The 19059-nt window shown below is 63.8% G+C and carries 20 protein-coding genes; 14 read left to right on the forward strand and 6 right to left on the reverse strand.

Annotated elements, in window-relative coordinates; all coding sequences use genetic code 11:
- Positions 1-166: 166 nt before the first annotated feature.
- Positions 167-1396: an MFS transporter gene (locus MESCI2_RS0101695; RefSeq protein ID WP_027035038.1), complete on the reverse strand. Its 1230-nt coding sequence runs from the start codon at positions 1394-1396 to the stop codon at positions 167-169.
- A gap of 170 nt (positions 1397-1566) precedes the next feature.
- Between MESCI2_RS0101695 and MESCI2_RS0101700 the strand changes: the two genes are divergently transcribed.
- Positions 1567-1857, forward strand: coding sequence for a DUF3175 domain-containing protein (locus tag MESCI2_RS0101700; RefSeq protein WP_027035039.1), 291 nt, complete (start codon positions 1567-1569; stop codon positions 1855-1857).
- A 17-nt stretch (positions 1858-1874) separates the two neighbouring features.
- Here MESCI2_RS0101700 and MESCI2_RS0101705 read toward each other — a convergent pair whose 3' ends face one another.
- Entirely contained in the window at positions 1875-2651 is a 777-nt protein-coding gene (locus MESCI2_RS0101705; RefSeq protein ID WP_027035040.1) for a FadR/GntR family transcriptional regulator, read from the reverse strand.
- 102 nt (positions 2652-2753) lie between these two features.
- On the reverse strand, positions 2754-3650 hold the full coding sequence (locus MESCI2_RS0101710) for an NAD-dependent epimerase/dehydratase family protein (RefSeq protein WP_027035041.1): 897 nt from the start codon (positions 3648-3650) through the stop codon (positions 2754-2756).
- 119 nt (positions 3651-3769) lie between these two features.
- On the opposite strand from MESCI2_RS0101710, the gene MESCI2_RS0101715 reads away from it, so the two are divergent.
- Entirely contained in the window at positions 3770-4708 is a 939-nt protein-coding gene (locus tag MESCI2_RS0101715) for an NAD(P)-dependent oxidoreductase (RefSeq protein ID WP_027035042.1), read from the forward strand.
- A 22-nt stretch (positions 4709-4730) separates the two neighbouring features.
- Here the strand turns inward: MESCI2_RS0101715 and MESCI2_RS0101720 are convergent, their stop codons facing one another.
- Positions 4731-5513 carry a FadR/GntR family transcriptional regulator gene (locus MESCI2_RS0101720; protein WP_013530856.1) on the reverse strand — a complete coding sequence of 261 codons (783 nt, stop codon included), beginning with the start codon at positions 5511-5513 and terminating at the stop codon, positions 4731-4733.
- A gap of 198 nt (positions 5514-5711) precedes the next feature.
- A complete protein-coding gene (locus tag MESCI2_RS0101725) occupies positions 5712-6701 on the reverse strand; it encodes a sugar-binding protein (RefSeq protein ID WP_027035043.1) in 990 nt (329 codons plus the stop codon).
- A 466-nt stretch (positions 6702-7167) separates the two neighbouring features.
- Between MESCI2_RS0101725 and MESCI2_RS0101730 the strand changes: the two genes are divergently transcribed.
- From MESCI2_RS0101730 to MESCI2_RS0101790, 12 genes are all read left to right on the forward strand, one after another.
- Entirely contained in the window at positions 7168-7908 is a 741-nt protein-coding gene (locus tag MESCI2_RS0101730; protein ID WP_013530854.1) for an ATP-binding cassette domain-containing protein, read from the forward strand.
- 41 nt (positions 7909-7949) lie between these two features.
- Entirely contained in the window at positions 7950-8948 is a 999-nt protein-coding gene (locus MESCI2_RS0101735) for an ABC transporter permease (protein ID WP_027035044.1), read from the forward strand.
- An 11-nt stretch (positions 8949-8959) separates the two neighbouring features.
- Positions 8960-9727: an SDR family oxidoreductase gene (locus tag MESCI2_RS0101740; RefSeq protein WP_027035045.1), complete on the forward strand. Its 768-nt coding sequence runs from the start codon at positions 8960-8962 to the stop codon at positions 9725-9727.
- A gap of 179 nt (positions 9728-9906) precedes the next feature.
- The gene (locus MESCI2_RS0101745; RefSeq protein WP_027035046.1) at positions 9907-10734 is read left to right on the forward strand and encodes an AraC family transcriptional regulator; all 828 of its coding nucleotides are present in this window, start codon (positions 9907-9909) and stop codon (positions 10732-10734) included.
- A 130-nt stretch (positions 10735-10864) separates the two neighbouring features.
- Complete coding sequence (locus MESCI2_RS0101750; protein ID WP_027035047.1) at positions 10865-11308, forward strand: SRPBCC family protein; 444 nt, start codon at positions 10865-10867, stop codon at positions 11306-11308.
- 13 nt (positions 11309-11321) lie between these two features.
- Positions 11322-12116: an FAD binding domain-containing protein gene (locus tag MESCI2_RS0101755; RefSeq protein ID WP_027035048.1), complete on the forward strand. Its 795-nt coding sequence runs from the start codon at positions 11322-11324 to the stop codon at positions 12114-12116.
- Between the two features lie 61 nt (positions 12117-12177).
- Complete coding sequence (locus tag MESCI2_RS0101760; RefSeq protein ID WP_027035049.1) at positions 12178-12660, forward strand: (2Fe-2S)-binding protein; 483 nt, start codon at positions 12178-12180, stop codon at positions 12658-12660.
- A gap of 13 nt (positions 12661-12673) precedes the next feature.
- Positions 12674-14041 carry a xanthine dehydrogenase family protein molybdopterin-binding subunit gene (locus MESCI2_RS1000000139120; protein ID WP_027035050.1) on the forward strand — a complete coding sequence of 456 codons (1368 nt, stop codon included), beginning with the start codon at positions 12674-12676 and terminating at the stop codon, positions 14039-14041.
- Position 14042: 1 nt separating this feature from the next.
- Positions 14043-15047: a xanthine dehydrogenase family protein molybdopterin-binding subunit gene (locus MESCI2_RS1000000139125; RefSeq protein ID WP_027035051.1), complete on the forward strand. Its 1005-nt coding sequence runs from the start codon at positions 14043-14045 to the stop codon at positions 15045-15047.
- Between the two features lie 8 nt (positions 15048-15055).
- On the forward strand, positions 15056-15937 hold the full coding sequence (locus MESCI2_RS0101775) for an AAA family ATPase (RefSeq protein ID WP_027035052.1): 882 nt from the start codon (positions 15056-15058) through the stop codon (positions 15935-15937).
- 199 nt (positions 15938-16136) lie between these two features.
- Entirely contained in the window at positions 16137-17273 is a 1137-nt protein-coding gene (locus MESCI2_RS0101785) for a VWA domain-containing protein (protein ID WP_027035054.1), read from the forward strand.
- Positions 17273-18160, forward strand: coding sequence for an amidohydrolase family protein (locus MESCI2_RS0101790; RefSeq protein WP_027035055.1), 888 nt, complete (start codon positions 17273-17275; stop codon positions 18158-18160). Before MESCI2_RS0101785 ends, MESCI2_RS0101790 begins: the two co-directional genes overlap by 1 nt.
- A gap of 175 nt (positions 18161-18335) precedes the next feature.
- On the opposite strand, the gene MESCI2_RS0101795 is transcribed toward MESCI2_RS0101790, so the two are convergent.
- Positions 18336-18743 (reverse strand): carboxymuconolactone decarboxylase family protein, encoded by a 408-nt coding sequence (locus MESCI2_RS0101795; protein ID WP_027035056.1) that lies wholly within the window; start codon positions 18741-18743, stop codon positions 18336-18338.
- Positions 18744-19059 lie beyond the last annotated feature (316 nt).

A 19059-nucleotide genomic window follows, 5' to 3' on the forward strand; every position in this document is an offset into this window, starting at 1 on the left:
CGGCAAGGCGTTCGCCAAAGCGCGGCTCCGGTACGATCCTCCTTGCTGTCGTCATCTCACCGGCCCGTCCTGCCGCCCCCACTCGCCTGCTGGCGTCGCGCAGCGTCTGTCCGTTGTCAAGCCGAGGCACTTGCCGGCGACATGCATGCGCAGGCGCCCGCCTTGCTCAGGCCATGACGGCGGCGCCGCGCCGTGCCTTCCAGAACAACAACCCGATCGCCAGTATGTTCAGCAGATTCCAGGCGATGCCGTTGAGGAAGGCGGCAGCGTAGGAACCGGTCAAATCGTAGATCCAACCCGACATCCAGCCGCCGATCGCCATGCCGAAGATGGTCGCCATCATGACGATGCCGATACGCTGGCCGGCCTCCTTAGCCGGCATGTAGTCGCGCACGATGATCGCATAGCAAGGCACGATGCCGCCCTGCGACAGGCCGAACACAAGCGACACCACATAGAGCGAGGCAAGCCCGTCGAACGGGATATAAAACAGCAGCGACAGGCACTGCAGCACCGAGCCGATCAGCAGCGTTTTCATGGCGCCGAAGCGGTCGGCGAGAAAACCCGACGCCAGCCGGCTGACGACGCCAGCCGCCATCATGATCGACAGCATGTCGGCGCCATGCGCCACGCCGTAGCCGAGATCCATGCAATAGGCGACGATATGCACTTGCGGCATTGACATCGCCACGCAGCAACCGAGGCCCGCGAAGACCAGCAGCACCTGCAAGGCCGCCGGCGACAGCGAGATCGGCTGCACCGGCCTGCTTCCGGGCGAACCCGCGGCGATTGCCGCCGGGGCGCCGCGCCGCAGCATCAGCACCAGCGGCACCATGGTCACCAGGCAGAAGATGCCGATTGCGGCATAGGTGAAGCGCCAGCCTTCCGCCTTCATCAGTGTCGGCATGATGGTCGGCCAGATCGCTCCGGCAAGGTAATTGCCGGCGGCCGCTGCCGTCACCGCGACACCGCGCCGGCGGTTGAACCAGTGCGAGATATCGGCGATCAGCGGTCCGAAGATCACCGACGTACCGACACCGATCAACACCCCCTGGGCAAGGGTGAATTGCAGGATCGAGGTCGACAGCGCGGCCAGCAGGAGGCCGGCTGACAGTGCAATCGAAGAGATGAGCGCCGGGATCCAGTAGCCCATGCGGTCGACGGCACGGCCGACCAGCACGTTGCCGGCGGCGAAACCGACCATGGTCGCGGTGTAAGGCATGGACGCCGCGGCGCGATCGACGCCGAACTCGGCCTGCACGGCGGGCAGCACGACGACAACGGCCCACATGCCGACGGCACCGATCGTCGCCAGCAGCATCGAGATGGCGAGCCGCATCCAGGCATAGGAGCTGTCGATGCCGGGGCTCGGCCGGTTCACGTCGGTTCGGGTCAAGGCGTTTCCTGTCGGCGGTCTTGGAAATCGGCTGCCGTTTGCGCCACTATCGGCGCATTCTCAGGCCGCAGCAGCGCCACAGCGGGCAAATCCGTGGCACCAGAGCCAGGGCGGAACCGATGCCGATGTGCGGAGTTTCCCGGCAACCCACCCTGCAGAGGAGTCCTGCGATGACCGCCACCAGGAAAAAATGGTCGGCCGAGGTGACCGAGCACAGCGACGCGATGGATCTTGAGGATCACGTCTTCGAATTCGACGACGCCAGGAAGATCGCCGCTTCGCTGAAACGATCCGCCGAACACAGCCACCGGCGCAAGGCCGAGCCTTTTCAATCCGCCATGTCGATGCTGAATTTCTACATCAACCGCGCCGGCAAGAACTTGCCTGCCGCGCGCAAGAAAGTGCTTGAGGACGCCAAGGACGAACTGCGCAGCGCCTTCGGACGCGACAAGGATGATTAGCGGCGGCCGGTCCGGCCCTACCGGGCGCGGATGACGCCGTCTGTGTTGGCGAGCAGTTTGCGCACAGCATTGCGCGCCGCGTCAGGGCGCTGCAGGCGGATGTTCTTCTCGATCGCCTCGTGCAGCTTCTGCGCGTGGTTGAGATCGTCGATCTCCCGCGTCGTATAGGCAAAGAGGTGATCGAAGGCGGACTCGATCAGCACGCCGAGCGGCACCAGCAGGTCGTTGCCCGAAGCCCGCAGGATGGCGAGATGGAAGCGCGTGTCGGCGCGGGTGCGCTCCTGCAGGCTCGTCGCCTCTCCCATCTCACGGCAGGCCAGGCTGATCTCGGCCATCTGCTCGTCGGTTCTTCGCATGGCGGCAAACGCGGTCGCTTCCGGCTCGATGATGTGGCGGAATTCCTGCACCGTCTTGAGGAACACTTCGCGATCCGGCGACGTCGCGTACCAGGCCAGCACATCGCGATCGAGCAGGTTCCAGCGTTCCCTGGGCTCGACCCAGCTGCCGATCTTGGGACGGGAGGCGAGCAGGCTCTTGGCCATCAGCATCTTGATCGCTTCGCGCACCGCCGAGCGGCTGACGCTGAAGGTCTCCGACCATTTCGCTTCATTGGGCAGGATGGTACCGGGCGGATAGTCGCCGCGCACGATCCTGAGGCCGATTTCGCTGGCCAGCGAGGCGTGCACGCTGGAGCCTGGAATACGCGCGGCGTCCGCCCGGCGAACGCCGCCCGGACGGTCCCCGGAGGCCGCTTTCCCCAACGATTTTTCCTTGTTCGGCTTCGCGTCCCGCATGGGTTCCAGAAAGTCCGGATTAAGCAGGCTGTCAAGCGCGGCAAGCGGCTTGCACCGCAAAGCCGCCCGCTGTGCACAGATCAGCCCCGATTGCTTCGCGGATCAGTCCTGCTTGACGTATTTGCGCCAGCCATGCTCCGGGCGGAAGCCCAGCACGTCACGCGCCTTGCGGTTCGAGAGCAGCGTCTCGTATTCGCCGAGTTCAGCCTTGACCGGCACGCCGGGGTAGAACCGCTTCAAGAGTTCGGCAGTCGGCAGGTCGGACGAGGTGTCGTCATTGGCCGCGTTGAACACATGATAGCCGAGCCCATCCTTCTCTATGGCGCGCAGCGTGATCTGGCCAAGGTCGCGCGCGTCGACATAGCTCCAGGCGATGCGCTTGCGGAAACCCGGATCGGCGAACCATTTCGGAAACAGCGAATATTCATGCGGCTCGATGACGTTGCCGATGCGCAAGGCGTAGATGTCGGTGCCGTTGCGCTGCGCGAAGGCCCGCGCCGTCTTCTCGTTGACGACCTTGGACAAAGCGTAGCTGTCCATCGGATCGACGTCATACTCCTCGTCGAGCGGGAAATATTTGGGATCGCGCGGCTCGTTGGCGAAGACCAGCCCATAGGTGGTCTCGCTGGAGGCGATGATTACCTTTCGGATACCGAGCTTCACCGCAGCCTCGATGACATTGTAGGTGCCGAGCGCATTGATGCGGAACACCTCGTTGTCGGTGGTGATCATGATGCGCGGGATGGCAGCGAAATGCACCACGGCATCGACCGGCTGCGGGCGCAGCGAGGGGTCGAATTCATGCAGGCCCATATAGCTCGACAGTGCGTTGAACACCTGCCCGCTGTCGGTGATGTCGGTGATCAGCGTGCGCACCTTGGGATTGTCGAGCGGCTTGGTGTCGATGTTAAGCACCTGGCAGCCTTGCTCCACCAGATACTGGACGACATGGCGTCCGGCCTTGCCGCTGCCGCCGGTGAACATGATCCGCTTCGTCATTTTGCTCTCCACATCCTCAGGAATTTATGTGTATTGTCAGACAATATCGCCATCCGCAACCACCCCCGCCTGCAAAACGGCAGCGCCTGACATCAATCATTGCAACAGGACTTGAAGACATGAACACGACTGCCGCGAGCGAAAAGATCGGCTTCATCGGCCTTGGCTTGATGGGCCACGGCATCGCCAAGAACATCGTCGACAAGGGCTACAGCCTGACCTTCCTTGGCCGCAAGAACCGCAAACCGGCGGAAGACCTGCTTGGCCGCGGTGCCAAGGAAGCTTCGACCTCGCGCGATGTGGCGGCGGCATCTGATATCGTCTTCATCTGCGTCACCGGCTCACGCGAGGTCGAAGCCATCATTCGCGGCCCGGGCGGCCTCAAGGAGGGTTTGAAGAAAGGTTCGGTCGTCGTCGACTGCTCGACCTCCGACCCGGTCTCGACCATTGCGCTTGCCGCTGAGCTCAAGGCGCTCGGCATCGATTTTGTCGACGCGCCGCTGAGCCGCACGCCGAAGGAAGCTTGGGAAGGCACGCTCGACGCCATGGTCGGCGCACCGGACGCCCTCTTTGCCAGGGTCAAACCGGTGATCGAAACCTGGGCCGGCCGCATCGTCCATATCGGCGACACCGGCGACGGCCACCGCATGAAGCTGCTCAACAATTTCATCTCGCTCGGCTACGCCGCGATCTATTCCGAGGCGCTGGCGCTGGCTGAGAAGGTCGGCATCTCGCCGCCGCGCTTCGACAGCGTCATCCGCAATGGCCGCATGGACTGCGGCTTCTACCAGACTTTCATGCGCTGGACGCTGGAGGGCGACCGCGACGCCCACAAATTCACCATCGCCAACGCTTTCAAGGACCTGACCTATCTGGAATCGATGGCGGGTGCGGCCGGCATCGCCAACCCGCTCGGCAACGCCACCAAGAACTCCTTCGCCGGTGCCCATGCGACCGGCCCGGCCGAGCAATTCGTGCCGATGCTGGCGACGCATATCGCTGGGGTGAACGGTGTCGACCTGATGCCGATGAAGGATGGGAAGAAACAGACGATTTGAGATTGCCAAACGCAACCGTGGATCACCGCCTCCAGCGCCCGATCCCTTCATCGGTATCCGCAAGCAGCTTGTGCACGGCGTTGCGCGCGGCGGCGGGGCGCTGCAGGCGGATGTTCTTTTCGATCGCCTCATGCAGCTTCTGCGCCTGGCGCTGATCGGCGACCTGCTGTGTCGTGAATGCGAAGAGATGGTCGAGCGCCGACTCGATCAGCACGCCGAGCGGCACCAGGAGGTCGTTGCCGGAGGCGCGCAGGATGGCCAGATGAAAGCGCGTATCGGCACGGATACGCTCCTGCAGGCTCAAGGCCTCGCCCATCTCGCGGCAGGCCTGGCTGATTTCCGCCATCTGCTCGTCACTGCGCCGTATGGCGGCAAAGGCCGACGCCTCCGGCTCGATGATATGACGAAACTCCTGCACGGTTCGCAGGAACGCCTCGCGGTCGGGCGCCGTCGCGTACCAGGCCAGCACGTCGCGGTCGAGCAAGTTCCAGCGCTCCTTCGGCTCGACCCAGCTGCCGATCTTGGGGCGTGAGGCCAGCAGGCTTTTCGCCATCAGCATCTTGATGGCTTCGCGCACCGCCGAACGGCTGACATTGAAGATCTCGGCCCATCTGGACTCGTTGGGCAGGATGGTGCCAGGCGGATAGTCGCCACGCACGATCCGCAGGCCAATCTCGCCGGCCAGCGAGACATGGACGCTCGCTCCCGCAAAATGCGCGGCACCAGCCTTGCGCATGACAGCCGGGCCGTGGCTGGCTTGTGCCTTGGCCCGGTCGGTTCGCTTGCTTGATTTCTCGTCCGGCATCCACGTTCCAATGCGTCGACCGTCTGTCGTCCGGACTGGTCCGAACCGCACGGGCGCCGATCTCGTTGCCGAAAAATCCAGAGCACGGGCGCGGCAAAGCCGGAGCCGGTTGCCCCAACCATTGCGTCCGTTCGGGAATGATCGCTTCCGTTCAGGAATGACGGGGCGCCCGCAACCGGGCGCCCCGAAATCGAGAACCTACTTCTGGATGCAGGTATCGACCGTATCCTTGGTGCACTCGTCGAGGCCGGTGAACACCGGATCGGCGACTGCCTTGCCTTCGATCAGGTCGATCATCACCGACGGTGCCTTGTAGCCCATTTCGAACGGCCGCTGGCCGACCAGAGCCGTTACAAGGCCGTCACGAGCGATCGCAATCTCGTCGCCGATCGTGTCGGCGGCGCCGATGACGAAGTCGTTGCTGGCGATCCGGTCCTTGAGCGGTCCGAACAGATCGCGATAGGGCTGCGGCGCGCCGAACAGCGGCCAGCCGCCCATGATGCCGAAGGCGTCCAGCTTGGGGTTGGCGGCGAGGATGTCGGTCATCGCCTGCACGCCCTTGGCGCCATCGTCATTGGTGAACACCGGGCAGCCGGGAACTTCGGTCCAGCCACCTTCACCGGCAAGTGCGGCAAGGCCTTCCTTGCCCGACAGTGCGTCACGCATGCCTTGCGCACGGCGCAGGATGTTGTCGGCTGCCGGGTTGCCTTCGATGGTGCAGATCGTGCCACCATTCGGCTTGCCCTTCTTGATGTACTCGCCGATCTTCTTGCCCATCAGGTAATTGTCGGTACCGAGATAGGTCTTGCGAAGACCTGCGTCTTCTTTGCTGAGATCGGCATCGACCGTCATGATCGGGATCGTCGGATTGGCGCTCTTGATCGTCTGCGCGATCAGCGGCGCGTTGGACGGCGAGATGGCCATCGCCACCGTGTCGGCCTTGCTCAGCATGTCCTGGACGATCTGCGCCTCGCCGGCCTCGTCCGAAGTCGACGCCGGACCGGTGTAGAAGCATTCATATTCCGAGCTGGCGTTTTCCTTGTTCCATTTCTCGCAGCCCTGGTGGATGGCTTCGAAAAACGGATTGTCGAGACCTTTCACGACAATGACGAGCTGTTTCTTGGCCAAAGCCGGCCCGGCACCCAACGCCATGGCGGCGACGGCGGCGAGCAAAAGTGTCTTCCTCATGTCAGTCCTCCCTTGAAACAAACGGACACGGCGTGCCCGCCATACAGATCGACCGGATGCGTGATGACCGAGGGTCGTTTCGCGAGCGCTCGTATCGCCAGGACAGATCGATAAGCATTTCCAGATTCGGCTTCAGATCGGCTCACACACAGGTGCCGCCGGATGCTGGGCCGTCAAACCTCCGCCGATTCCGGCCGGCGAACCGCCAGCGGGGATCGGCATAATCTCCTCCGACGCTTAGCTAATATCGGCTTGGCGCCAACGTCAATGCTATTTGTCCTACAAAACGGATTTTTAAAATAGTCCTGGCCCAATTCGTCCGACAATTGATTGACGTGCGCCGGCTTTTGCGTAAAAGAACGCTAACGCCGTCTTCGGGAGGAGCCGGGGAGAGCGAGGCCAAAGCAGCGTCGGCATCCACGCCGGGAACAGCGGCAGGTCGCAAATCACGGGGAGGCAAAGGCTGGTGGCGGTTCTCGAACTCACCAACATCTCAAGGCATTTCGGCGCCATCCAGGCGGTCAACGACGTGTCGCTGTCGATCGAGCCCGGACAGGTGGTCGGCCTCATGGGCGACAACGGCGCCGGCAAGTCGACACTGGTCAAGATGATCGCCGGCAATTTCCGCCCGAGCCATGGCACCATGCACATGGACGGCAAGGAATTGATCCTGCACAAGCCGGCGGAAGCCCGCCAGCATGGCATCGAGATCGTCCACCAGGACCTTGCGCTCTGCAACAATCTGACCGCCGCCGCCAATGTCTATCTCGGCCGCGAGCTGCGGCGCGGCGTCGGACCGTTTCGCATCCTCGACTATGCCTCGATGTACAAGCGGGCCGGCCAGCTCTTCGCCGAATTGAAGTCCGAAACCCGTCCGCGCGACCTCGTCAAGCAGATGTCGGGCGGCCAGCGCCAGGCGGTGGCGATCGCCCGAACCATGCTGTCGCAGGCCAAGATCGTGCTGATGGACGAACCGACGGCCGCGATCTCGGTGCGCCAGGTCGCCGAAGTGCTGAACCTGATCCGCCATTTGCGCGATCAGGGTATCGCCGTCGTGCTGATCAGCCACCGCATGCCCGACGTCTTCACCGTCGCCGACCGCGTCATCGTCATGCGGCGCGGTCGCAAGGTCGCCGACAAGACGATTGCGTCGAGTTCGCCCGAGGAAGTCACCGGGCTGATCACCGGCGCCATCGAACAGGTTTGATTTCAGCGAATTTCACCACGCACAGCAGATGAAGGTCGACGATGGCACTGACAATTGACCAGCCGATCGAACACAAGCAGCAATCCTTGGCCGCGAGGCTGTTTGCCAGCCAGACCTTCTGGGTGGTGATCGCCGTCATCCTCGCCTGCGTGTTCCTGTCGTTTGCCACCGATGCCTTCGCCACGTCGAAGAACCTCTACAACATCACCCGCAACATCACCTTCGTCGCCATTATCGCGCTCGGCATGACCTTCGTCATCATCACCGGCGGCATCGACCTCTCGGTCGGCTCGGTGCTGTGCCTGTCGTCGATGATTTTGGCTGTCACCATGCATGCCGGCTACTCGATCGAGGTCGGCATCCTGGCCTCGATCGCCACCGCGCTCGCCATTGGCGCCTTCAACGGCGTGCTGATCGCCTATCTCGGCTTTCCACCCTTTGTAGTGACGCTCGGCATGCTGTCGATCGCCCGCAGCCTCGCCATGGTCGCCTCCAACAACACGGTCGTCTTCCAGTTCGGGCCGGACCACGCCAAACTTCTGTCATTGGGCGGCGGCGCCTGGGTGTTCGGCATCGCCAATCCGGTGCTTTACATGATCCTTCTGGCGCTGATCACCGGCTTCATCCTTCGCTGGACCAAGTTCGGCCGCCACATCTTCGCCATTGGCGGCAACGAGCACGCGGCAACGCTGACCGGCGTTCCGGTGCGCCAGATCAAGGTTGCCGTCTACATGATCTCAGCGCTGTCGGCGGGCATTGCCGGCATCATCCAGACCGGCTGGCTGGGTGCCGTCACCACCAATCTCGGCACCGGCATGGAGCTGCAGGTGATCGCCGCAACTGTCATCGGCGGCGCCAATCTGGCCGGCGGTGTCGGCACCGCCTTCGGCGCCATCGTCGGCGCGGCCCTGATCGAGGTGATCCGCAACAGCCTCGGCCTGCTCGGCATCAATGCCTTCTGGCAAGGTGTGTTCATCGGCGGCGCCATCCTGCTGGCGGTGCTGTTCGACCGCATCCGCAATTTCCGCCGCAGCGACTAAGCCGACAGTTGATGGCCAACTCCCTGTTCAGCCTCGAGGGGCGGCTGGCACTGGTGACTGGCTCCGGCCAGGGCATCGGCTTCGCGCTGGCTCGGGGCCTGGCCGAACATGGTGCAAACGTGGTGCTGAACGGCCGCGACTCCGCCAGGATCGGCGGCGCCGTCGAAAAGCTGCGCAATGCCGGCTTCAAGGCGCACGCCTCGACCTTCGACGTCACTGATTTTCAGGCGGTCAACGAGGATATTGCCCGCATCGAGGCCGAGATCGGCGCCATCGACATCCTCATCAACAATGCCGGCATACAATTCCGCGCGCCACTCGAGGACTTTCCCGAGGAACAATGGGAGCGCCTGTTCAAGACCAATGTGTCAGGCGCCTTCCATGCCGCCAAGGCGGTCGCCCGCCACATGATCCCGCGCGGCAAGGGCAAGATCATCAACATCGGTTCGGTGCAGAGCGAACTGGCAAGGCCGAACATCGCGCCCTACACCGCCACCAAGGGCGCGATCCGCAACCTGACAAGGGGCATGTGCGCCGATTGGGCCAAACACGGCCTGCAGATCAATGCGATCGCACCCGGCTATTTCCGCACCGAGATGAACCAGGCGCTGGTCGACAATCCCGAATTTTCCGCCTGGCTGGAAAAGCGCACGCCGGCCGGGCGCTGGGGCAATGTCGACGAGTTGATCGGCGCCGCAGTGTTCCTTGCCTCCGACGCCTCGTCTTTCGTCAACGGCCATACGCTGTATGTCGATGGCGGCATGACGGCTTCGGTTTGACGTTGGCAATTCTCCCGACCGCTATTCGTTCCAGTGCCTATCGCTCAGTCTGAAAATCCGGCCTCACTGGCCGTCATTCGCCCTCGCCGCCCCGGCGCGTCTTGACGCGGCCCCGAACTCGGCCGCACAATCCCTGTTGCAGGCGAAGGGAGGCCAGTCGTCTGCGGGAGGATATACCCATGACGGAAGCGATCAGGCTCTACTGGGGCCGGTTCGGACATGTTTCTATCCTGAATGTCGCAAGCGACTTCGTCACCCATGCCCATGTCGAGGCCCATCTGATCATCTGGCTGGAAGGTACGGCCGGCGAAATGACCATCGGCCGCGAGACCGTCCGGCTTGGACCCGGAATGGCCGCCGGCATCAACTCCTTCCAGCCGCACAGCCATGTTCTGTCGCAAAACGGGACGCCCGGTCTGTTTCTCGCCTTCTACATCGATGCCGACTGGGCGCGGCGCCGCCGCGACCTGCCTTCGTCGGCGCCGCTGTTTTCACAAGCCGCGATCACGCTGGAACCGTGGCTGCATCAGGCCGCCGCCAATCTGCTCGACCACCTCAGCGACAATGAGAGCATCGACGACATCGCCAACTACGAGATCGAGCGTTTCATCGATAGCGTGCTCGACGCCGCCGACGCCTCGGCGCCGCAGGAGGCCCGTGTCCGCATCAACACCATGCAGGATTTTCGTGTCCGCAAGGCAATCCAGCTGATGAAGGCCAATGTCTGCGAGCGCATCTGCTTCGACGACGTGGCGCGCAGCGTCGGCCTGTCGCGACCGCATTTCTTCGCTTTGTTCAAGGAACAGACCAATCTGACGCCCAATGTCTACTGGAACACGCTGCGCATGGAGGAAGCGGTGCGGCAGCTGCAATGGTCGCAGGAACCGCTGATCTCGGTCGCCTGCAATCTCGGCTTCACCACGCAGGGCAATTTCTCGCGCTTCTTCCGCGACCATGTCGGCGTGCCGCCGACGCTCTACCGCGAGGCCGCGCGGGCGATTGCCTGAGCCTGTCCTCGTTTAGTCAAGGTCGACTGTTTTTCAGACTCCTTGATACACGCTCAAGACGCATTGATAAGCGTCGCTGAAATGGCCGCCCTACCCTTGCACCGGATCGCTTTTGCAAGGGAACATTTGAATGGCCAAAGTCACCATCTCCAGCGTCATCGACGCGCCGGTCGAAAAGGTCTGGGCGCGCATACGCGACTTCAACGGGCTGCCGGACTGGCATCCGCGCATGGTGGAAAGCCATATTGAAGACGGCAAGGACGCCAACACGATCGGCTGCGTGCGCAATTTCCAGCTCGCCAGCGGCGCCCGCCTGCGCGAAAAGCTGCTCGACTTCTCCGATCAGAATTTCCTGGTCAGCTACTCCATCCTCGAGACACCGCAGCCGCTGACCAACCACAAGGCGACCCTGCAGCTGCGGCGCGTCACCGATGGCGACCGCACCTACGCCGAATGGACCGCCAGCTTCGACGCCGCGCCCGAGGAGGCAGACAAGCTGGCCGAGGGCATGGGCGCCAATGTCTTTCAGGGCGGCTTCAACGCCCTGAAAAGCCATTTCGCCGGCCAGAGCTGACAGGAGCCAAACCATGGCGCTGGCACTGCAGACTTTTGCAACGGTGAAAGACGCGAACGCGGCACTGAAAGCCCAGGGCACACGCTATCTCGGTGGCGGCACGCTGGTCGTCCGCGCGGCCAATGAAGGCGACGTTTCGGTTTCCGGCCTTGTCACGTCGACCGAGCCGTCTTTGTCCACCATCGCCGTCGCCGGCGATAAAGTCCGCATCGGCGCTTCGGTGACCATGGCGACGATCGCCGGCCATCCGGAACTCGGCACGCTCGCCAAGGCCGCCCGCGCCGTCGGTGGCCCGGCGATCCGCAACATGGCGACCGTCGGCGGCAATCTGTTTGCCCCGGCTCCCTATGGCGATTTCGCCGTTGCCCTGCTGGCGCTCGATGCCACGGTCAGCACCGATAGCGGCGAAACGCCGATCGAGACTTTCCTGGCCAATCGGGACGGCAGCCGCGCCGTCGTCACTTCCGTGAACTTCACGCTTCCGAAGGCCGACAGTTTCCGCTTCCTGAAAGTGTCGAGGGTCAAGCCCAAGGGCGTCTCGGTGCTCAGCATCGCCGCCGTGCTCCAACAGGCGCCAGACGGCACCGTGTCTGCGGCACGGATTGCACTGGGCTGCATGGCCGATCGGCCAATGCGCGCCAGAGCAGCCGAAAAAGCGCTGATCGGTCGTAGCTTGACCAAGGACGGCATCGCACCGGCTTTGGCCGCAGCCAGTGATGGCACCTGGCCCATCACCGATCCGATTGCCAGCGCCTGGTATCGCAACGAAGTCCTGCCGGTCCATCTCGGCCGGCTGCTGCTCGCATAATATCTCGTTCGGGGGGCGCGCGTCTGTCCGATGCTTCGGGCAGGCGCGCTGGGAGGAAAATATGGCAAAGGTTCCGGTTCAATTCACACTCAACGGCTCGGAAAAGGCCGAATTCGTCGACAGCGGCACGACGCTGCTTAACGCCTTGCGCGACAAGGTCGGCGACACTTCGCCGAAAGGCGGCTGCCACCAAGGCACTTGCGGCGCCTGTTCGGTCATCATCGACGGCGAACTCAGGCTCTCCTGCCTGACGCTGGCCGAGACCTGCGATGGCGCCGTCATCAGCACCACGTCGGGGCTTTCAGAAAATGGTGTGCTGCATCCGCTGCAGCGCGCCTTCCTCGACACGTTCGCCACGCAATGCGGCTTCTGCACGCCGGGCATGATCATGGCGGCCAAGGTGCTGCTCGACCACACGCCCAACCCCAGCCGCGACGAGGTGGTCGAGGCGCTATCGGGCAACATCTGCCGCTGCACCGGTTACGAGCCGATCATCCAGGCGGTGCTGACCGCCGCCCGCGCCAATTCGCAGAACGCGGCCTGAGGGGTCCAAAAGAATGGAACTGCGCAAGAGCTACTTCGCCGATGTCCGCAAGGATGATCTGCACGAGATCGGCCAGCCGCGGCCGCGCTCGGATTCGCCGGGCCATGTCACCGGCAAGACCGCCTTTTTCGCCGACCGCAATTTCCCCGGCATGCTGCATCTGAAGATGGTGCGCAGTCCGCACCACCATGCCCGCATCCGCTCGATCGACACCTCGGAGGCGGAAAAGCATCCGGGCGTGGTGAAAATTCTGACCGCCAAGGACGTGCCGCACAATGTCTACACCATCCTGATCCTGATCCAGGTCGGGCCAGAGGACGAGACGGTGCTGGCCGACGGCAAGGTGCGCTGGAAGGGCGAGGCCGTGGTGGCGGTGCTGGCCGAGACCGAGCGCGCGGCACAAGAGGCCGCCGCCAAGGTCAAGGTCGACTACGAGGTGCTGCCGGCTGTCTTCGACATGGAGGAGGCGCTGAAGCCCGGCGCGCCGCTGGTCAACGAATATCACGGCCAGAATTACTACCTCTATGACAGCGGCGAGTGCCGCAAGGTGCGCTTCGGCGACGTCGAGGCGGGCTTCACTGGGGCCGACCATGTGCTGGAGCAAAGCTACCAGTCGTCACCGATAGAACACGCGCCGACCGAGACCACCGGTTGCGTGGTGGCGCCCGAGGGCAATGACCGCTTCACCTGCTACACCAACACGCAGGCGATGTTCTTCACGCTCGACAACACCTCGATCATCCTGCAGATGCCGGGCAGCAAACTGCATTTCGTCGGCGGCACCGTCGGCGGCGGTTTTGGCGGCAAGGTCGACGTCATCGTCGAGCCGATCGCAATCCTCGGCGCAAAATTAACAGGACGACCAGTCTGTTTTATCTACAGCCGCGAGGAGGAGATGCAGATCTCGTCGCCACGCGCCGCTGAAAAGGTCGTCATCAAGGACGGTGTCATGAAAGACGGCCGCATCGTCGCGCGCAAGGTCACCGGATACACCGATGCCGGCGCCTATTCGCGCCACTCGCCCTATGGCGCACAGAAGGGCGCGGGGCACTATCCCGGCCCCTACACGATCCCGAACGTCTGGATCGACACCTACTGCGTCTACACCAACCGCACGCCCTCATCCGCCATGCGCGGCTTCGGCGTCACCATCGGCGATTTTGCGCTGGAGGTGCAGATGGACAAGCTGGCGCGGCTGATCGGCATGGACCCGCTCGAATTCCGCTTCATCAACGCCTATCGCGACGGCGACATGAAGGCGCATCGCCAGCCGACCGAGGGCGCCGCGCTGATCGAATGCATGCAGGAAGCATCGCGCGCCGCCAACTGGCCAGTGGCGGAGAAATACATGGCGATGTCGTCCTACGTGAAGGGAGCTTGAGATGGCGATCAGGCGTGGACGCGGCGTTGCCGCGATCAACTATCCCACCGGCATGAACCTCGGCGGCGACCCGACCCAGGCGCTGGTGCACTCGACGCCGACAGGCAATTTCATGGTGACGCTGTCATCGGTCGATCTCGGCCAGGGCATGAAGCAGATCATGGCGCAGATCTGCGCCGAGACGATCGGCGTACCAACCGACCGTGTCGTCGTCGACACCGCCGACACCGACACCGGCCCGCACTGCATGGGCACCTTTGCCTCGCGCGGCACGCACCGCGCCGGCAACGCCGTCATCCAGGCGGCCAGGGAAGCACGCCAGGTGATGCTGGAAGTGGCAGCCGAGGAGCTGGAGGTCAACGCCTCCGACCTCGAGACCGACGGCCAGGGCAACATCCTGGTCAAGGGCGCCCCGCAGAAATCGATCTCGATGTTCGATGTCGCGCTGTCGGCGCATTTCAAGCGCGGCCGCTCGATCTCGGGCCGCGGCATGTTCCTGATCCCGCGCTCCTATCCCGAGAAAGAAACCGGCGCGATGAAGCCGTCGACCTGCTACGCGCATGCCTGTACCGTGGCCGAGGTCGAGGTCGACGACGAAACCGGCGAGGTCACCGTGCTGACGGTGAAGAACGTCTTCGAGATCGGCCGCGCGCTGAACCCGAAAATGGTCGAACAGCAGCTGGTCGGCGGTTCGTGGATGGGCATCAGCCATGCGCTCTACGAGACGACCGAGCCCTATTATCCCAACCGCGACCATGGCGGCACGGACTTCAACCAGTATCTGATGCCCGGCCCCGGCGATCTCGCCGAGACCGAAATCATCGTGCTGGAGCGTCCCTCGGCGGACGGGCCATACGGCGCCAAGGGGCCGGGCGAAATGTGCGCCAACCCGCAGATCCCCGCCGTCGCCAATGCCGTCTTCGACGCCGTCGGCGTGCGCATCGACACGCTGCCGATCACGCCGGAGCGCATCCTGCGCGCGCTGAAGGCGCAAGCGGCGAACTGAGGGCCGAAATGACTGGAACAAGCGCCGAGACTGTCGCGACCTCGCCGGAGGCGGTGGCGCAGCATCTGGCCGCCTCGCGCTATCTGGCGGATGAAAGCCTTTCGACCGCGATCTTCCTGGCGATCCGACTGGGCAAGCCGCTGCTGCTCGAAGGCGCGCCGGGCGTCGGCAAGACGGAAGCCGCCAAGGCGATCGCCGCGCTGCTCGGCCGCGATCTGGTGCGGCTGCAATGCTACGAAGGCATCGACGCCGCGCATGCGCTCTACGAATGGAATTATCAGCGCCAGTTGCTCGCCATCCGCCATGCCGGCGAGCATGAGATCGACATCTACGAAGACCGTTTCCTGATCGCCCGGCCGCTGCTGCAGGTGCTGAAGGCGCCCGAGCAGCGCGTGCTGCTGGTCGACGAGATCGACCGCTCGGACCACGAATTCGAAGCGCTGCTTTTGGAATTCCTCTCCGACTTCCAGATCAGCATTCCCGAGCGCGGCACCATCCGCGCCACCGCACAGCCGATCGTCATACTGACCTCGAACCGCACCCGCGAGCTCGCCGAAGCGCTGCGCCGCCGCTGCGTCTACCACTGGATCGGCTATCCGGACGCCGAGCGCGAGGCCGCCATCATCATGCTGCGCGCCGGCAATGTGGCTGAAGAAACGGCGCTCGCCGTGGCGGCAGCCGTGCAGACCATCCGCGCCCGGCCGCTGGCCAAGCCACCCGGCATTGCCGAGGCGGTCGAATGGGCCAATGCCGCGACCATCCTGGAAAAAGGCGGCAGCCCGTGGCCGGAAGCCTTCCGCCGCGCCATCGGCGTGCTGATCAAGGACGAGGAGGATCTGTCCTACATCGCGCCGGAGCTTGGACGGATTGTCAAGGAGGCGCTGGCGTGACGCGGGAGGTCATTTTGCAATGCTGGCGGGAGAGCGCCCCCCTCTGCCCTGCCGGGCATCTCCCCCTCAAGGGGGGAGATCAGATGTCATCCCCGCTTTCGCTAATCGCTGACGTCGCCGAACAGAGCGAAGCGTCGAACCTGCCAATCTCCCCCCTTGAGGGGGAGATGTCCGGCAGGACAGAGGGGGGCGCCACGCAATGATGCGGGAAACAAGCTTGCCTCGTGCCGCTGCGCCCTTCCTCAGCTTCGGCCGCTTGCTGCGCCGCTATGGTTTCGCCATCGCCCCCGAACAAGTCTCCTGTTTCATGCAGGCGGTGACGTTGCTCGGGCCGCGCTCGATGGCAGACATCCGCGAGGCGGCGCTCGCGACGCTGGCGCCGCCGCCCGATCGCCGCGACGAATTCGAGGCGCATTTCCAGAGCCACTTTTATGGCAACACATCCGCCCTGGTCGAAGGCGACGCCGACGAGGAAACTCGCATCAAGGATGATGGCGGCGCCGACGACAAACGCATCGAGGCGGAACAGCAGCAAGACGGCGGCGAGCTGTCCTCGGCGCTCGAGCAATTGAGCAGCCGCGACTTCCAGCGCGACGATGACGGCCTTGCCGCTTTCCGCCGCAGGCTCGCTTCCGCCCTGCCCGCCCGCCGCTCCTTCCGCACCGTGCGCACACATTCGCGCGGCAAGCTCGACCTGCGCCGCTCACTGCGCGAAATCGTCAGCGCCGATGGCGATGTGCCCTCGCCGCTGCTGCGCCGCCGTCAGACCGTGCCGCGCAAGCTGCTGATCCTGATCGACGTGTCCGGTTCGATGAAGCTGCACACGGCGGACTATCTCAAGCTGGCGCATGCCGCCGTACAGGGCGCCGACCGTGCCGAGATCTTCACCTTCGGCACCCGACTGACCCGCATCACGTCGGCGCTGCGCATTCGCGACCGCGACCAGGCGCTGGCGCGCGCCGCCGCCCAGGTCGACGACTGGGACGGCGGCACCCGCATGGGGCCGACCCTGCTCGCCTTCCTCTCGGTGCCGCGCTTCTCGTCGTTTGCACGCGGTGCCGCAATCGTCATCCTGTCCGACGCGCTGGAGCGGGGCGACCATAGTGAACTGGAGACGGCGATGCGGCGGCTGAGCGTCCGCGCTTTCCGGCTGTCGCTGGCTACACCGCTAGCCGGCGACCCGCGCTTCCGGCCGGCAACGGCGGCACTACGCGCCATCCTGCCCGCGCTCGACGATCTGGTCGACGGCTCATCGCTCGCCGGTCTAACCGATTTCATTCTGTCGCTCGCCCGCCCCGCCCCGGCGGCAGCGACAATCTGGAAGAGGGTTTCGTGATGCAGAAAACAATCGACGCGCATTTCCACATCTGGCGCCAGAAGGACCAGCCCTGGCTGGTCGGACCGATGGTGCCACGCATCTTCGGCCCCTACGAGCCGATCCGGCGCGACTACCCGATCGAGGAATTTCTGGCTGACCAGCAAGGCGCCGGTGTCGAGAAAGCCGTCTATGTCCAGACCAATTGGGCCAAGGAGGATTTCGAGAAGGAAGTCGCCTTCCTGCAGAAGACCGCTGATGAGACCGGCTGGCCGCATGCCATCGTCGGCTACACCGACATGACCGTCGACGATATCAGGCCTCAGATCGATCGCTTGATGAAATACAAGCTGCTGCGCGGCGTGCGCATGCAGCTACACTGGCACGAGACGCCGGCCTTCCGTTTCGCCGCCTCGGCCGACCAGGTGATCGACCCGAAGGTCCGCGCCAATGTGGCGCGGCTCAAGGATTATGACCTGTCCTTCGACCTGCAGCTCTTCCCCGCCCAGATGAAGGACGGCCTGACGCTGGTCGGCGAAAACCCCGAAACGAATTTCATCCTCACCCATGCCGGCATGCTGACCGGCATGGAGCCGGAGACCACCGAAGCCTGGAAGGCCGGCCTGCGCACGCTCTCGGCGGCGCCCAATTTTTACGCCAAGCTGTCCGGCCTCGGCACCTTCGTCCACCGCAACGATCCCCTGCTGATCGCCTACATCGTCGACAACGCGATCGACATCCTCGGCGCCGACCATCTGATGTTCGGCTCGAACTTCCCGATCGAGAAACTGTGGACCAGCCACGCCGAGCTGATCAAAGCGCACCGCGATGCTGTGGCCAGACATGGCGCGGCAGCAGAGGCGGATATTTTCTGGAACACGGCGGAGCGAGTCTATAGGCCGGTGTAACACAAGCTTCCCTTCTCCCCTTGTGGGAGAAGGTGGATCGGCGCGTAGCGCCGAGACGGATGAGGGGTGTTCCAGCGAAGTGAGGCGTTGGCGTTCCCTGGAACACCCCTCATCCGTCGCCTTCGGCGACACCTTCTCCCACAGGGGGAGAAGGGAAGACGCGCGCGCCGCCTCCTCACTTCACCTCGAACTGCGGATCGACCGGAATCTGCATCGCCGTGACCAGATGGTTGGTCTGGCCGGCCAGCCCGATGATCGACACCAGTTCGCCATGCTGCGCATCGGTCATGCCTTTCGCCCGCGCTGCCGCCGTGTGCGAGTGGACGCAGTAGGAGCAGCCATTGGCGGTCGAGACAGCAATGTAGATCATCTCCTTGGTCAGCGGATCGATGGCGCTGTCGGCGACCATCACCACCTTCAACTGTTCCCAGATCCGCTTCAGCGCCGGAGGATCATTGGCCAGCCCGCGCCAGAAATTGTTGACAAAGTCCGATTTGCGCGTCGCGCGGATGTCGCCGAACACGGCTTTCACGGCCGGGATCTTTTCGACCTCGGCGTCGCTGAGGAGTTTTGTGGTGGCCATGGCGTGATCCTTTCGTTTCGATCGATGAACTGGCTCGTTGAATCAAGTTTCGAGCAAAGGCGGCTAACCAGCTTCTTTGACTCAGTTTTTGGCGCGCAATAGCGTTAAAGATTAGCCGAGGCACCTAAACTTCGTCATCCACGGGCGAAGCAGGCGCGAAGCGCCGTCGCGGAGACCCGAGGATCCATTCCGTGACGTCAGCCGTGGAGTGCAACGGAGCAGAATTCTGCACGGTCGCGGCGCTTCCGAGTCGCGGCATGGATCCTCGGGTCTGCGCCGCGTCGCTGCGCTCCTTGCTCCGCCCGTGGATGACGAA

It is taken from the genome of Mesorhizobium ciceri WSM4083, assembly GCF_000519305.1.
Classification (GTDB): domain Bacteria; phylum Pseudomonadota; class Alphaproteobacteria; order Rhizobiales; family Rhizobiaceae; genus Mesorhizobium; species Mesorhizobium ciceri_B.

What these genes read in the sequence shown, in the direction of transcription:
- MESCI2_RS0101705 (WP_027035040.1), bottom strand. Translation starts at nt 2,651, where the DNA reads ATGCGGGACGCGAAGCCGAACAAGGAAAAATCGTTGGGGAAAGCGGCC.
- MESCI2_RS0101755 (WP_027035048.1), top strand. Translation starts at nt 11,322, where the DNA reads ATGGCGCTGGCACTGCAGACTTTTGCAACGGTGAAAGACGCGAACGCG.
- MESCI2_RS0101740 (WP_027035045.1), top strand. Translation starts at nt 8,960, where the DNA reads ATGGCCAACTCCCTGTTCAGCCTCGAGGGGCGGCTGGCACTGGTGACT.
- MESCI2_RS0101750 (WP_027035047.1), top strand. Translation starts at nt 10,865, where the DNA reads ATGGCCAAAGTCACCATCTCCAGCGTCATCGACGCGCCGGTCGAAAAG.
- MESCI2_RS0101760 (WP_027035049.1), top strand. Translation starts at nt 12,178, where the DNA reads ATGGCAAAGGTTCCGGTTCAATTCACACTCAACGGCTCGGAAAAGGCC.
- MESCI2_RS0101720 (WP_013530856.1), bottom strand. Translation starts at nt 5,513, where the DNA reads ATGCCGGACGAGAAATCAAGCAAGCGAACCGACCGGGCCAAGGCACAA.
- MESCI2_RS0101785 (WP_027035054.1), top strand. Translation starts at nt 16,137, where the DNA reads ATGATGCGGGAAACAAGCTTGCCTCGTGCCGCTGCGCCCTTCCTCAGC.
- MESCI2_RS0101775 (WP_027035052.1), top strand. Translation starts at nt 15,056, where the DNA reads ATGACTGGAACAAGCGCCGAGACTGTCGCGACCTCGCCGGAGGCGGTG.
- MESCI2_RS1000000139120 (WP_027035050.1), top strand. Translation starts at nt 12,674, where the DNA reads ATGGAACTGCGCAAGAGCTACTTCGCCGATGTCCGCAAGGATGATCTG.
- MESCI2_RS0101715 (WP_027035042.1), top strand. Translation starts at nt 3,770, where the DNA reads ATGAACACGACTGCCGCGAGCGAAAAGATCGGCTTCATCGGCCTTGGC.
- MESCI2_RS0101790 (WP_027035055.1), top strand. Translation starts at nt 17,273, where the DNA reads ATGCAGAAAACAATCGACGCGCATTTCCACATCTGGCGCCAGAAGGAC.
- MESCI2_RS0101710 (WP_027035041.1), bottom strand. Translation starts at nt 3,650, where the DNA reads ATGACGAAGCGGATCATGTTCACCGGCGGCAGCGGCAAGGCCGGACGC.
- MESCI2_RS0101735 (WP_027035044.1), top strand. Translation starts at nt 7,950, where the DNA reads ATGGCACTGACAATTGACCAGCCGATCGAACACAAGCAGCAATCCTTG.
- MESCI2_RS0101725 (WP_027035043.1), bottom strand. Translation starts at nt 6,701, where the DNA reads ATGAGGAAGACACTTTTGCTCGCCGCCGTCGCCGCCATGGCGTTGGGT.
- MESCI2_RS1000000139125 (WP_027035051.1), top strand. Translation starts at nt 14,043, where the DNA reads ATGGCGATCAGGCGTGGACGCGGCGTTGCCGCGATCAACTATCCCACC.
- MESCI2_RS0101795 (WP_027035056.1), bottom strand. Translation starts at nt 18,743, where the DNA reads ATGGCCACCACAAAACTCCTCAGCGACGCCGAGGTCGAAAAGATCCCG.
- MESCI2_RS0101745 (WP_027035046.1), top strand. Translation starts at nt 9,907, where the DNA reads ATGACGGAAGCGATCAGGCTCTACTGGGGCCGGTTCGGACATGTTTCT.
- MESCI2_RS0101700 (WP_027035039.1), top strand. Translation starts at nt 1,567, where the DNA reads ATGACCGCCACCAGGAAAAAATGGTCGGCCGAGGTGACCGAGCACAGC.